General features: G+C 42.6%; 13 protein-coding genes and 1 riboswitch. Of the genes, 8 read left to right on the forward strand and 5 right to left on the reverse strand.

Translation table 11 applies throughout. The annotated features are described in order from the left end of the window. Nucleotides 1-35: 35 nt before the first annotated feature. The 3 genes from CHH53_RS15385 to CHH53_RS15395 form a co-directional block, all read right to left on the reverse strand. Complete coding sequence (locus CHH53_RS15385; RefSeq protein WP_095217022.1) at nucleotides 36-329, reverse strand: DUF3817 domain-containing protein; 294 nt, start codon at nucleotides 327-329, stop codon at nucleotides 36-38. Nucleotides 330-423: 94 nt separating this feature from the next. Next, nucleotides 424-1,206: a carbon-nitrogen family hydrolase gene (locus CHH53_RS15390; RefSeq protein WP_095217023.1), complete on the reverse strand. Its 783-nt coding sequence runs from the start codon at nucleotides 1,204-1,206 to the stop codon at nucleotides 424-426. Beyond that, nucleotides 1,203-2,297, reverse strand: coding sequence for an iron-containing alcohol dehydrogenase family protein (locus CHH53_RS15395; protein WP_095217024.1), 1,095 nt, complete (start codon nucleotides 2,295-2,297; stop codon nucleotides 1,203-1,205). Before CHH53_RS15395 ends, CHH53_RS15390 begins: the two co-directional genes overlap by 4 nt. 78 nt (nucleotides 2,298-2,375) lie before the next feature. Then, nucleotides 2,376-2,478: riboswitch (SAM riboswitch) on the reverse strand. Between the two features lie 107 nt (nucleotides 2,479-2,585). On the opposite strand from CHH53_RS15395, the gene CHH53_RS15400 reads away from it, so the two are divergent. Continuing rightward, nucleotides 2,586-3,764: a pyridoxal phosphate-dependent aminotransferase gene (locus CHH53_RS15400; RefSeq protein ID WP_095217025.1), complete on the forward strand. Its 1,179-nt coding sequence runs from the start codon at nucleotides 2,586-2,588 to the stop codon at nucleotides 3,762-3,764. A gap of 34 nt (nucleotides 3,765-3,798) precedes the next feature. Here the strand turns inward: CHH53_RS15400 and CHH53_RS15405 are convergent, their stop codons facing one another. Together CHH53_RS15405 and CHH53_RS15410 are read right to left on the reverse strand one after the other, a co-directional pair. Continuing rightward, on the reverse strand, nucleotides 3,799-4,929 hold the full coding sequence (locus CHH53_RS15405; protein ID WP_095217026.1) for an MBL fold metallo-hydrolase: 1,131 nt from the start codon (nucleotides 4,927-4,929) through the stop codon (nucleotides 3,799-3,801). A 13-nt stretch (nucleotides 4,930-4,942) separates the two neighbouring features. After that, the gene (locus CHH53_RS15410; RefSeq protein ID WP_095217027.1) at nucleotides 4,943-5,569 is read right to left on the reverse strand and encodes a metal-dependent hydrolase; all 627 of its coding nucleotides are present in this window, start codon (nucleotides 5,567-5,569) and stop codon (nucleotides 4,943-4,945) included. Nucleotides 5,570-5,853: 284 nt separating this feature from the next. Here CHH53_RS15410 and ddlA point away from each other — a divergent pair, with 284 nt between their 5' ends. The 7 genes from ddlA to CHH53_RS15445 all read left to right on the forward strand — a co-directional run bounded on the left by ddlA (nucleotide 5,854) and on the right by CHH53_RS15445 (nucleotide 13,070). After that, complete coding sequence (gene ddlA, locus CHH53_RS15415; RefSeq protein ID WP_095217028.1) at nucleotides 5,854-6,960, forward strand: D-alanine--D-alanine ligase; 1,107 nt, start codon at nucleotides 5,854-5,856, stop codon at nucleotides 6,958-6,960. Nucleotides 6,961-7,834: 874 nt separating this feature from the next. Continuing rightward, entirely contained in the window at nucleotides 7,835-8,980 is a 1,146-nt protein-coding gene (locus CHH53_RS15420; RefSeq protein WP_095217029.1) for a ThiF family adenylyltransferase, read from the forward strand. Between the two features lie 62 nt (nucleotides 8,981-9,042). Next, nucleotides 9,043-9,882, forward strand: a complete 840-nt coding sequence (locus CHH53_RS15425) for a hypothetical protein (protein WP_095217030.1) — start codon at nucleotides 9,043-9,045, stop codon at nucleotides 9,880-9,882. A 37-nt stretch (nucleotides 9,883-9,919) separates the two neighbouring features. Further along, nucleotides 9,920-10,864, forward strand: coding sequence for an ABC transporter ATP-binding protein (locus CHH53_RS15430; protein ID WP_095217031.1), 945 nt, complete (start codon nucleotides 9,920-9,922; stop codon nucleotides 10,862-10,864). Next, a complete protein-coding gene (locus CHH53_RS15435) occupies nucleotides 10,851-11,627 on the forward strand; it encodes an ABC transporter permease (protein ID WP_233135150.1) in 777 nt (258 codons plus the stop codon). Before CHH53_RS15430 ends, CHH53_RS15435 begins: the two co-directional genes overlap by 14 nt. 5 nt (nucleotides 11,628-11,632) lie before the next feature. Continuing rightward, nucleotides 11,633-12,361 (forward strand): ABC transporter ATP-binding protein, encoded by a 729-nt coding sequence (locus CHH53_RS15440; protein ID WP_158221583.1) that lies wholly within the window; start codon nucleotides 11,633-11,635, stop codon nucleotides 12,359-12,361. After that, on the forward strand, nucleotides 12,354-13,070 hold the full coding sequence (locus CHH53_RS15445; RefSeq protein WP_095217033.1) for a hypothetical protein: 717 nt from the start codon (nucleotides 12,354-12,356) through the stop codon (nucleotides 13,068-13,070). The genes CHH53_RS15440 and CHH53_RS15445 overlap by 8 nt, the downstream gene beginning before the upstream one ends. Nucleotides 13,071-13,233: the final 163 nt, after the last annotated feature.

The raw sequence follows: 13,233 nt of genomic DNA on the forward strand, positions 1-13,233 counted from the left end.
AACAGGGTGTTGGTTTGAGTTTGAGATAATATTGTTTATGCATATTGTGTTTTCTGCAATTTCATATCGAAGATGTAATAGCCGAATGGAATGACGGATGCGAGTAAGGCAAAGATCGCCCATTTCAATCCCCAGCCGACTTTCAATGTTGTGTAGCCAGTCCAAATCACATACAGGACGAACAGGCCGCCGTGGATGGCACCTATATAGGTGACGAAAATCGGTATATCCATCATGTATTTCAGCGGCATCGCTATGATTAACAGCAAAAGCAAAGAAGTCCCTTCGAGAAATCCGATCGTTCGGAACCATTTCAGTGTCGCTTGCATGAAAGCCCTCCCAGAAACCGTTTGTAAATAGTATAAGCAAGCCAGCCTATCTTTACCACAACTCGGGATAACTTGTCATAACATTGTCAAAATATCATTTCACATCATAGATGGCAGGCCGTCTATCCTGGAAGACCGGAATACGGCTGCGTACGTCGTCCACTTGGCCCAGATCCGCTTCCCCATATAGAATGGTCGCTTCTTCGCCTGCTTCAGCAATTACTTCACCCCACGGCCCGATGATCAGGCTGTGCCCGGCGAATTCATTAGCTGGATCACTTCCTGCGCGATTACAAGCGACTACAAAACATTGATTTTCGATGGCCCTGCTGAGCAGGAGTGCGCGCCAGTGGTCCAGCCGCTGCTTCGGCCACTCAGCTACGACGAATAATACTTGCTGATCATGTATCATATGCGTGCGGATGAATTCCGGAAAACGGATATCATAGCAGATGACCCCGGCCGCTTGCTTGTTTCCGATGGAGAAAGAGGCAGACCTGTCGCCTTGGGTGAGGAACTTCTCTTCATCCATCAGCCGGAATAGATGTGCCTTGTCATATTCATGCAGCAATTCGCCTGCTGGCCCGAAGACAAGCATCGTGTTATGGATGCCTGCTTCCGTTTGCTTGGCGATGGAACCAGCGACGATATATACCTGATGGGCCTTGGCCAGCCTGCTGATGAACCGCTTCGTCGTTTCTCCCTCATCATCGCTGATGGCATCAAGCCTTGTCAGATCATAACCAGTGGTCCAAAGCTCGGGCAGCACAATGACATCAGCATTTTCCTGTGCCTCATTTATCAATGCTTCCATTTTTCCATAATTGGCTTCTGGATCGCCAAAAATGATATCATGCTGAATCAATGCAAGCTTCATTGTGTCACTCCCTGATTTGCCGCAACGAATGTTTCTACACGGTGCATTGCCTCCACTACTCGATCCGAAGAGGAAACATGCATGAAATGAATCGATTCCCCTGGAGCTACTGCGCCGTCTGCGGTGATTTTCATTGCTCTATCAAGATCCCCTTTCACGCCAAGCTCTTTCAATACGGTAGGTAGGCCGAGCTTACGGTAGAATGGCAGCAAAGTGAGAATCTCGTCAAATTTCCCCTCCAACGCAAGCTGGATAAGAATGCCGTAAGCCACTTTATTCCCATGCAGCTGCTCATGTGTTTCTGGCAATCTGGTCAATCCGTTGTGAATGGAATGAGCACCGGCGATACGGCCGTACTCGTCCCCGAATCCGCCTACCATACCGCCTGCCATGATGATGGTTTCCGCAACTCTGAGGAATGAACTGTCTGCTCGCTTATCCTGTAAAGAACAAATCGCTGCATCACCTTCAGCAATAAGGATATCACGGCATAATTTGGCAGCATTGCGAGCGATTTGGACAGCTAGCGGCTGATCGGTCATATTTTCGGTCAGCACATCTGCCTCATACCATTTTGCCAATGTATCGCCAATGCCGGCAATCAGATAAGGTGCTGGTGTCGTGAGCAGCAGCCTTGGCTCGACCAGGAGCATGAATGTGCTGCGAGGGAAGATTGTATATTCGACAAAATTGCCTGCCTCATCATAGAAGACGCTAAGGGAAGCCCATGGGGAGCAGTTGGATATGATTGTAGGGATCAATATGACGGGAAGCCCTGCCTCATCAGCAGCGGCTTTGGCGGTATCCAACACTTTTCCGCCGCCTACGCCGATTATGAATTGAGCAGCTTCTCCTGTTGCGATATTTGCTAATCTAGCTGCTTCCGCATGTGTGCATTGACCATTATAGGCAACACGTTTAACCGGCAGATCGATGTGGTCCAGGAATGGAGAAGCGGCTTTCCAGGATGCATCACCGTGAATAAGCAAGCCGTTTGTCCAATTCAATCCTGCAAGCCTTGCGGGAAGGCTGTCCAATATATTTTCTTCGCACGCATAATAGTTTGGTGCACCTTTAATGTTGATCGTCATGCTGTCACCTCATTGATTTTTTATACAAAAAAACTCTTCCAAGCGAAATTGGAAGAGGGAAAGGCCAACGCATCCGTCCCCTTATCCCTCAGCATTTGCTGTTGGAATTAGCACCGTGTGCATTACGCACCGGTTGCCGGGCTTCATCGGGCCAAGTCCCTCCGCCTTCTCTTGATAAGAGTGAGTGAATCATGTATGATTTGTTCATTATTACATTGTATTTCCAAGACTGTCAAGATTGTCAATAGTCAGAATGGATGGATGCAAGGTGACAGGAGAGTGAGTCAAATGGATTTTCCGTTTTCAGATGCGCTGAAACGATTGCCGGAACAGTTTTTTGCCGGCTTGGTACACAAGGTGGGTTTGCTGGAGCAACAGGGGCACGATATCATCAAGCTCGGGCAGGGGAACCCTGATTTGCCGACACCGCAGCATATCGTAGATAAATTGAAAGAAGCCTCTGATAATCCGGCTTATCATAAATATTCACCATTCAGAGGCTTTGATTTTCTTAAACAGGCAGTCTGTGACTTTTATGACCGGGAATACGGCGTGAAACTAGATCCCGAAACAGAAGTGGCCATCATGTTCGGCTCTAAGACAGGTTTGGTGGAGATCAGTCAATGTCTTTTGAATCCGGGTGATTTGGCATTGCTTCCGGATCCGGGGTATCCCGATTATATGTCCGGAATCGAACTTGCACAAGCACGGACATCGCTCATGCCATTGACTGCTGAGAATGGATTCCTGCCTGAGTATGATGCTATTTCTGCGGGTGATCTGGAAGAAGCAAAGCTAATGTTCCTGAATTATCCGAACAACCCGACTGCTGCTACAGCAGATCGGGAGTTCTTCGATAAAACAGTGGAACTGGCAAAGGAACATAAAATTTGTGTCCTGCATGATTTCGCTTATGGTGCACTTGGGTTTGATGGAGAAAAACCGCAGAGCTTCCTGCAATCCGAGGGCAGCAAGGAAGTCGGCATCGAGATGTACACCTTATCCAAAACCTATAATATGGCAGGCTGGCGCATCGCTTTTGCTGTCGGCAATGCTTCCGTGATAGAAAGCCTGAATTTGATTCAAGATCATCTTTATGTGAGCTTGTTCGGAGCCATGCAGGAAGCGGCAGCGTATGCCCTGACGTCAGATCAAACCTGTGTGGAAGAGCTGATTCACACATATGAAGCCAGAAGGGATGCCTTTATCGGCCATTTGCGTGCAATCGGCTGGGATGTACCTGAACCAAAGGGGACTTTCTTTGTTTGGCTGCCTGTTCCGAACGGATTCACATCGGAGGAATTTGCGGATTTGCTGCTTGAAAAGGCCCATGTGGCGGTTGCTCCCGGCAATGGTTTCGGGAAGCATGGTGAAGGATACGTTCGAGCCGGTCTATTGGATACGGAAGAAAGATTGCTGGAGGCTGCAAAGCGAATCGAAAGGCTCGGCATCTTCTCGAAGGCATAGAAAAGAGCCAGTCAAGGGGACTGGCTCTTCTTGGTCAGTTGGTGACTGCACAGCGGTTAGGACCGGATTCGATGTCTGCTGCCTCTGTTTCATCTATGGTTGTGTTTCCTTGATTCGCTTCCCGGATCAGCTGATAGCTATTGGGCTGACGCGCAGGGATGCTGTTTAAAACGGAAGCAGTGAACTCGCTCGAATCTTTCATCTGCAGATGAGGGTTCTTTCGGTATAGATCTTCCATTCGTGCTTGTACCGTTCCATCTGGTCCGATTTCCGAAAGCTCCGAGAAATGGGCAGGCAGGACGATCAAGTCCAGCGACAATAATGGATATTTTTCATATAAGGTGCTGTACAAATCTTGTACCCATTGTTCTGCCTGACCTGCCAGATCCGGGCGTCCGATCGACTCGGTAAAGAGCGTATCCCCGGATAACAGGTATGTGTCATCAACGACAAAACTGATGCTTCCCTCTGTATGACCTGGTGAGGCAACACAGCGAATGCCTTCCTCGGGCTTGCCCAAGGGTATTTTGGTCCCATCTTGTAACGGGGAAAAGCTGAACTTTGCTTCTTTTCCATCATTGGCAGGGAACCAATAGGTCGCCCCGGTTTCCTCTGCGAGCTTTTGTCCGCCGGATAAATGATCTGCGTGGAGGTGGGTATCCAATACATGTTTGATTTCCCATCCATTCTCCTTTGCGAAAGAAACATAGGCTTCCGTGAATCTGGCCGGGTCCACTACGGCTGCTTCGCCTCCAGAGACGATCATATAGGATAGGCAGCCTTTCCCGATGCGCATAAACTGGTAAATCGATCCGCCATACGTAAGGTCACCGATCTTCGCTGGACTGATTGTTTCTCCCCATGCTTGCATACCGCCGACCACATGGACACCATTATCCATGCCAGCCGACTCTAAAAGAGAGACAGCTGTCTGGGCTGATTTGCCCCGATAGCACATCACATAGACAGGCTCTTGTTCTGGCAGCTGTCTGCGGGCTTTATTCGGGTCAGCTTTGATGTCGGCAAATGGAATGGCGTATCTTTTGACGCTGCCGGCATCAATGGCCCAATCTTGTACATCCGCCGTTTGCCGGATATCCAGCAGATGGACGGTTTCTTTCTTTTTGATTTTTTCTGCCAGCTCTGCTGTGTGCAATGGATTCATGCAATCGTCTCCTTTAGAAATCTTTTTTTATTATAGGAAGGAGTAATTTGACTCCTTTCTTATTGACAGGGAATATCCTGCTGTCAGCAAGCAGATGGCTAGCATAGCCGGCTGTGCCGGCAAGCTGGGTTCCGAAAAGGGCTGTCTCTTGTTCGAAGAATGTCATCAATATGTAGAAATAGATCAGCCCGATCAAGGAATGCGTGTAACTTCTATGAGCAAGGAAGGATGCGATCCCGATATAGCATCCGCTCATGACAACCCATGTATGCCCGGCATACAACCCTGTCAGCAGCACAGCGATGCCGGTGATCAGCAGCATGAACTTCTTATTGATTACGCGGGAGAGAACCATAATTCCTGCTCCGATCGCCAACCCGATATAACGATCTTGGCCAAATAAATTCCACATACTATACAGGATGAGCAATAATCCGATGAAAATTGTAATATTGCGGATAGCTTTGTGTGAAAAAGTGATGCGGTTGGAGAGGATGCCCCCTGTATCCAAATCGGGTACCAAGCTTGCGACTGCTGCTGTACAGGTCATCGTGACGGTGACGGCACCTTCTGCATCCAAGGCGGTTGCGCTGGCGAATCCAGCTCCTGCTCCAATTAATAAATGTGTGATCCCTTTCATTCTAGCTGTGCCTCCAAAAGTTAGTCTTTAAAAGCATACTAGAATCTTTATGTCATGGCTATCCGTATTGCTTAGGATGTGCTTTCTTGCAGGATGGATAATCTTCATTTCCCAAAAATGACCGAAATAGCCCATATCCATCATCCTGCCTTTGTTGTTAATTTATATAGTTACCGAATGCATTGCCTGTGAAACACGATTTTTTCTTATGGACATGGGGGCAGCCGCATTCGTTTGTGATAAAATGAAAGTAATGGTTTCACGTCAGAAAGGAATGGTTACAGGTGGGTAAAACAAAAGTAGGCATCATCTTCGGCGGAAAATCCGCGGAGCATGAAGTATCCTTACAATCAGCAAAAAATATTGCCGATGCAATTGATAAAGATAAATACGATGTTGTCCTGATCGGGATCGACAAAGATGGAAAATGGCAGCTTAATGATAAAGCGGATTATCTGCTGAATGCACATGATCCGAAGCATATTGAATTGAAACCATCCGAGCAAGGCATTGCCGTTGTACCTGGTGTGAAGGAGAGGCAGCTTGTCAGCCCTGGTCAAGGTGCTGTCCTCGATCAAGTGGATGTCATTTTCAGCATCCTTCACGGTACACTCGGGGAGGATGGCAGTATGCAAGGCATGCTGCGCATCGCCAATCTTCCGTATGTCGGCCCGAATGTTCTCAGCTCGGCAGTCTGCATGGATAAGGATATTGCAAAGCGTCTACTGAAGGAAGCGGGCATCCGGGTAGCGAATGGATTCACCTTCAAAAAGCGTCAGCTTGGATCCATTCGATATGAAGAGGTGGCAAAAGTGCTGGGCAGCACAGTATTCATTAAGCCTGCCAATCAAGGATCCTCTGTCGGCGTCAGCAAAGCAAAGACAGAAGAAGAGTTCTACAAAGGATTGGTAGAAGCATTCCGTTATGACACGAAAGTGCTTGTGGAGGAAGCCATCGCAGGCCGCGAGATCGAAGTGGCGGTGCTTGGCAATGAAGAGCCGATGGCGTCCTTGCCTGGAGAAATCCTGCCAAAAACGGAATTCTACTCTTATGAGTCCAAGTATATCGACGAATCTGGTGCGGATCTCGCCATCCCGGCCCAGCTTTCCGAGTCTGTCACGGAACAAGTGAGAAAGCTTGCGGTAGAAGTATTCCAGACACTGGATGTCGAGGGACTTGCCCGGGTAGACTTCTTCTTGACAGAGGAAGGGGAATTCGTTGTGAATGAAGTGAACACATTGCCAGGCTTCACAAAAATCAGCATGTATCCGAAGCTATGGGATATCACTGGCATCTCCTATCCGGAGTTGATCGATCGTTTGATCCAGCTTGCCATTGAACGTCATAAACGAGATAACGAACTAAGCAACGCAGCTTTTGAGCAGTTCTGATTACTCGGATTGTAGTTGTTTAACCAAAAAGAAATCCGAACCAGGAATGATTTCCTGGTTCGGATTTTTAATTTTATTCATAAGCCCCCAGACATCCTTCTGTGCCCAGTCCTGTTGTCTCCTTGTAAAAAACAAAGGACTGGTCGATATTCAAGGCTCATGTACTTTGAGTACGTCATTTATGTCCCCTTGCTGGATCATGGATTCATTCTCCACTTAGAAGTGTTCCGGACACGCCTATGGCATGGTTATAGGATTGTTCCTTTTTTAACTCATTGATTACATAATAGATTCCTTTTACAGTCCGAACTATAACATCGTACTTCTAGACATAATGGTATTGGCTGCAACGTTTTTTCCTTTCACAAAGCCATTATGCATGAATGTTGTAATCATTTGATTAGTTTTTTAGCGGAGAGACAAATCAGAGCAGCTACGCATATATGAATTTATCTGACTCTAATTCAATAAACTGCGTGTAATACATAGTGACTGTTTTTCTGTAAATAAATCGTAAAATTGATTGTTTTTTACATAAAAATAGTTCGAACGTATCGTATTCGTCGGAATCATAAGTATACTATTGATAGAATTAATTGTAATTAAATTACATATTAGAAACTTATTACTAACAAAATGGTAATTGCAATTGATTCAATAAAAGGCAAATAATCAGACTATATTTTATATTCTGTCATTGTTTGCTGTTCAAGGAGGTGACAATATGAAAAACGTTACAGTTCGTAGAGCAGTAAAAGTTGATGCTACAGCATGGTGGATTATTGTTTGATTTCTTTTAAACAAGCAAAGTCGAGACTTCTTTTATACAGTCTCGGCTTTGCTCTATAAAGCTAAAATTATGGAGGAGATTAATATGATCAATAAGTACGATAGACCTCGAATTAAAGCTATATATCCGCTATATAAACTTAATAAGAATGAGTTTAGAATTGGCGCGCAACTAGGTATCACCGCTGAGCTTGGTGATCCCGATGGTTACCTATGGGAACTGGCTTCGCGTTTAGATGGAAGAAAAGTTGAGGATGTTATAAAAGAGATGGTAGAAATATTTCCGGAGTTATCTGAAGAAGACGTGTTAGAAGGGATCAGTATATTAGATAACGAAGAATTTCTTGAAGAAACTCTTAATGGGCATGAAAGCACTATTCAAGAACGTTACATAGCAAATGTTAATTATTTTAGTAGATACACTGGAACGGATGGTAATAGATATGATTACCAGAAGAAAATTAACGAAACAACAATTCTTCTTTTAGGGCTTGGTGGGGGTGGATCAAACATACTCACTCTGTTATCGGGATTGGGTCCAAAGAAAATCATTATAGTTGATTATGACAATGTAGAAGAGAGTAATTTAGGAAGACAGTTGTTATATAAAGAATCCGATATAGGGTTACCTAAATGTGAGGTGGCTGCAAAGGCAATTTCTGAGATGAATTCTCATATAATAATTGAGGCACATAATAAGAAAATTGAAACGACTGAAGACGTTTTACAGTTTACAGAGGGGGTTGATTTAGTAATCTGTGCTATAGATGAGCCCCCATTTGAAGCACAAAGAACTGTTAATCAGGCCGTAATTAAAGCCAATATCCCTTGTGTTTTCGGGGCTCACCAAGTAAGTCGCGGAAGAGTCTTTACTGTAATACCGGGAAAAACAGGCTGTTTCGATTGTTTGAATCTGCATTTTAGTGTGAATGATCCAAAATTTATAGAGCAATTCGTTGGCTTTAGGAATATAAACTTTGCCCCTCCTTCAATTGCCTATGCACCTGCAATTTATCAATTAACATCTGCCATTGTGGACGAAGCGGTTAGAGTCATAACAGGTTACGCGCAACCAAGAAGTTTAAGCACCCAATATGAAATTAATTTTGAAGACGGGTCTTCCTTTACTCACCCAAGCTGGGATAGATATGATGAGTGTCCAACTTGTGGTAAGGGACGCACAGAGGATTGGGAAATATTTCGTTATTACGAAAGGACCAATAAGGTGTGATTGTTAATGACAATGGAAGGTTGCCTTAAATCCATACAAGGAAGAAAATTGAGGAGTGGAGATTGGATAGTTGTAGCGAGGGATGCAGATCCTCTTGTGGTAAATTAGCTAAATCTTTAATTTATAATAATAGTTCTTTAAAGGATTATGATGAGGAAATAGCGAATATACTTAAAGATAATGACTTCTGTAATTCTTCATCTGATAAAATTAAGTCCCTTCCGGACGAGGAAAATAATTTAAAATGGAATATTAAAAGGATGTTTCTCTTCATAATGGGCGGACTCTCTATATTGTCTGTCGTTATATTAACATTGTTTAATGGAGTGCCTAATGGCAGCATTCTCATTAACAATTCAATCTCCCTGCCACTCAATATATCCCTACTCATAGGTTTCGCTTTGATAACAACTTTAATTCATGAATTGATGCATATCATATTTGCACGGTCTTATAAGCTAAGGACAGGAGGACTTCGATTAAATATTTTGCAAGCCAATGCGACTGTATCCATGACCCATATATGGGTCTGGTCTTTCTTCCCCAGATTAGCAGCTTTATCAGCCGGTTTGATATTTGATTTTTTTCTGCTGTCTTGCTTGTTGATTTTCAATATCTTCATAACAGATTGGATGTTAGCAGCAGCTATTTCAATCTTATGGTTAAGAATTGCTTGGCAATTTAGATTTCATAAGAATTGCGATGGACATTTTATTGTATTGAGTCTATTAGATAATCCAATGCTTGCAGTAGATGAAGGAAATAGCAATGTTGCGAATGTAAGAACATGGTCTATATTGAAAAAAGTGGGTTACGTTGTTAATCTGATCTTAATTGCATACTGGTTTTTACCTTTTCTATGGATGTTATTCTCGAATGTGTATTTTAATTTTTTTGAATGATTCATCAGATTAGATTAAGTAAATGGAGAGTTTGACTATGAAGGATATAAAAGAATCTAAAGGGAGTTTGCAAATTAGCTCTATATCCAAGTCCTATAAAAATGGAAGTGTAAAAGCAAACTGTGATATTTCAGTCGAACTATATGCAGGAGAGATAGTAGCAATTATAGGACATAATGGTGCTGGCAAAACCACGCTATTAAATCAAATCATTGGCATAGTTAAGCCAGATCAAGGTCAGATTGATTATCAAGGTAAATCGTTGATTGATGACACAAAATTTGCTAGAAATCTTGTATCCATGATGCCGCAGTTCCATGCTCCATTATCGGGTGTTACATTACGTCAGTCCATAGAATCAATTTTACATATACGCGGTATTTCCGGTAGTCAGAACAAAGAGTTGAGCAAAGAAATATTAGCAGAATTGAAGGTTGAGCAATGGGCAGACAGACCGGGTGAAAAACTTTCCGGAGGGTTGCAACGGTTGGCTTCGTTTGCCATGGCAGTGATATGCCCTCCGCCTATAATTCTTTTAGATGAGCCAACAAACGACGTAGACCCCGTTAGAAGGAAGTTGGTGTGGAATTATATGAGGAAACTCGCTAATAAAGGTCATATAGTTATTGTGGTTACTCATAATTTACTGGAAGTTGAGCAATACGCTGATCGTTTTTTATTATTTAATCATGGCAAGCTAATTCAAGATGAATTAACCACGGGTCAGCAAAAACAATTTTCAACCAATGTACTTTACGTGGCCGTCAGCGATTGGAATTCATTTTCTGATGCGCCTGAATCACTGAAAACTAGATATATTGAAGAAGAGATGCAAGTTATCTTTGATCTTTCGGCCGAACAAGTACCTGATGCGATTAATTGGGTGCTAAAACAAATTGAGGAAAGAAGAGTCGCTAATTACAGACTTACTTCAGCATCACTGGAAGCGTCATACGGAGGATTGACGGATGGAAATGTATGAAGGTAAATCAATCAGTAAGTACAGTGGGGTGGGACTTAGTATAAGAAAGTTTTGGGGATTGGTTCGTTGGAGCCTTGTGAGACATAAATATCTTCTACCGGTATTCAGTATTGTGCAAGTGGCTTTTGCTTTAGCTATTGTCTATGGTCTTGCGCTGTTGATTCCGGATATAAATGAAACACTAGCTTTATATCTTTCATCAGGGGCAGTTTCACTAGGGGTAATTGCCGTAGGGTGTGTATTGGCTCCACAAATAGTCAGTACTGCAAAACAAGACGGTATTTTTAAATACCAAAGAACATTACCAGTTTCGCGCAGCTCGATAATATTTGCAGATATTATCATCTGGTGTGTTGCATCATTGCCCGGTGTATTTATGGGATGCCTAGCTGCGATGCTTCGATTCGATATCACTCTACATATAACACCTTGGAGCTTTTTGATTATATTGATAGCTCAGGTAACGATGATTTGCATAGGGTTTGCTATTGCCTATACTTTCCCGCCGAACGTTATGGCATTAGTTACACAGTTGATAATGATTGGTGGATTACTATTTTCTCCTATTACTTATCCTATGGATAGATTGCCGGAGTGGACATCTTTCATCCATCAAACACTGCCATTCGTTCCAACAACAAATTTATTACGTTCAACACTATTTGAATTCGGAACATTTTCCGTGACCGATTTGTTTATAGTGTTATTCTGGGGAGCTTTTTCATTTTTTATATCTCTTATTGTACTTTCAAGAAGGGAATGAGTATCATGAGCCTAATATCGATAGATAAATTAAGTAAATCTGTGAATGAAAAAGAAATTATAAGGCGCGCAAATGTAACCATGCATGAAGGGGAAATCTGTGCATTCATTGGACCGAATGGGGTGGGGAAAACCACTTTATTGAAATGTTTACTAGGCCTGGTTTTTCCGGAGCAAGGGTCCATCAAAATAAATAATAAAATATTGTCTGAATCAACACGTCCAGAAATATTAAAGCTGATCGGAGCTGTAATTCAATTTCCACCAAGTATTTCTGATATGACAATCTCTGAATTGTTTGATGAACACTATCATTACATGCAATTAAAAAACAGTGAATCATATACCGGAATGTTGGAATTGCTCGAATTAAATGTGCCATTGACAACAAAGATAAAAAAATTATCTTTAGGGATGAAACAGCGCCTTCAGCTGGCAATAGCTTTATCTCACCGGCCTAAAATACTTATCTTGGATGAACCATTTAATGGGCTTGACTTTGATGGTATAGACTTAATGAAGCGTATCTTTACCGACTTGAAAAAAGAAGGGGTTTGTGTAGTAATTACAAGTCACTCATTGTCAGAGCTCGAAAACTTTGTGACTAGTGTAGTATTTATGTTTAACGGTGAGACTTATGAAAAAAAGCCAGTTAAAGATATTGTTAGAGCTTATTCAGGAGGTCTTAAAGAATACTATAAGGTTCTAAAGATGGAGGGTGAAAACATTGGGTGAAAATTATGAGTTTGAATCATCCAAGCTAAAAAAGTATAGAAAAGTCATTTTTTCAATGGCTTTTCTCGGACAGCTCCTTACACTTTATTTTTTTACTGTCATTGGACGATTCGATACTGCTGAATCGGATAATATCCTTAAGAATTACGTAAGCCTTTCAGGATTGGCTTCTACTATTTGTATGTGTATTTTGGTTATATATGGATCTATCATAATCAATAGGTGCTTGGTCAAGAATTATATCGGAGAAGATAAGCTGAGGACATATTTATACCCTAATGGAAGATCACAATTATTTTATGATAAAGTGATGTCATTCTGTGGTATGTTCTTTGGCGTCCAACTGTTGGGGATGTCTGTAGCGAACATCCTCTATTTACTGATGGAGTCAGTTGCTCCCATCCTTGTTACATCCAATACGGCACTATATTCCATCGGGCATTTTTTTGTCACCTCTATAGCCACAGTAATATTAACTATTTCTTTGATATTTTTTTCGGGAATGGCGGGTATATATTTAAACTCAACAGTGGCAACCATTGTAACGGGAATTATCCTAATAGCTGTGTTCGGTAATATAGTAGCGATGGCTTTTGCCAGTCAGTTATTAGTTACATTAAGTTCAGCTATTTTTATCCTCCTCATAACTTTAATCTGCATTAAAATTACCGGGGCGAAGATTGAGAAGGATGAAGTGCTTTCGAAGTGAGAAGATATTTTATTGTATTCAAAAAGACTTGGGTGTTAATACTTGAGTCCCTTGACCCAAAAGAGTGATGTTAAAAACGAGCATTTTGTACAGGAAGGAGGGTTTGTGATATCTATTTTTTGAGTTTTCTCCATCCTTGGCATGTAATGACTCGTCTTATCGT

This window comes from Terribacillus sp. 7520-G (genome assembly GCF_002271665.1).
GTDB lineage: Bacteria > Bacillota > Bacilli > Bacillales > Amphibacillaceae > Terribacillus.

Bases quoted from the DNA above. Each gene is read 5' to 3' on its own strand.
- CHH53_RS15385 (WP_095217022.1), bottom strand. From the start codon at position 329: ATGCAAGCGACACTGAAATGGTTCCGAACGATCGGATTTCTCGAAGGG.
- CHH53_RS15420 (WP_095217029.1), top strand. From the start codon at position 7,835: ATGATCAATAAGTACGATAGACCTCGAATTAAAGCTATATATCCGCTA.
- CHH53_RS15395 (WP_095217024.1), bottom strand. From the start codon at position 2,297: ATGACGATCAACATTAAAGGTGCACCAAACTATTATGCGTGCGAAGAA.
- CHH53_RS15405 (WP_095217026.1), bottom strand. From the start codon at position 4,929: ATGAATCCATTGCACACAGCAGAGCTGGCAGAAAAAATCAAAAAGAAA.
- CHH53_RS15390 (WP_095217023.1), bottom strand. From the start codon at position 1,206: ATGAAGCTTGCATTGATTCAGCATGATATCATTTTTGGCGATCCAGAA.
- CHH53_RS15435 (WP_233135150.1), top strand. From the start codon at position 10,851: ATGGAAATGTATGAAGGTAAATCAATCAGTAAGTACAGTGGGGTGGGA.
- CHH53_RS15400 (WP_095217025.1), top strand. From the start codon at position 2,586: ATGGATTTTCCGTTTTCAGATGCGCTGAAACGATTGCCGGAACAGTTT.
- CHH53_RS15410 (WP_095217027.1), bottom strand. From the start codon at position 5,569: ATGAAAGGGATCACACATTTATTAATTGGAGCAGGAGCTGGATTCGCC.
- CHH53_RS15440 (WP_158221583.1), top strand. From the start codon at position 11,633: ATGAGCCTAATATCGATAGATAAATTAAGTAAATCTGTGAATGAAAAA.
- CHH53_RS15430 (WP_095217031.1), top strand. From the start codon at position 9,920: ATGAAGGATATAAAAGAATCTAAAGGGAGTTTGCAAATTAGCTCTATA.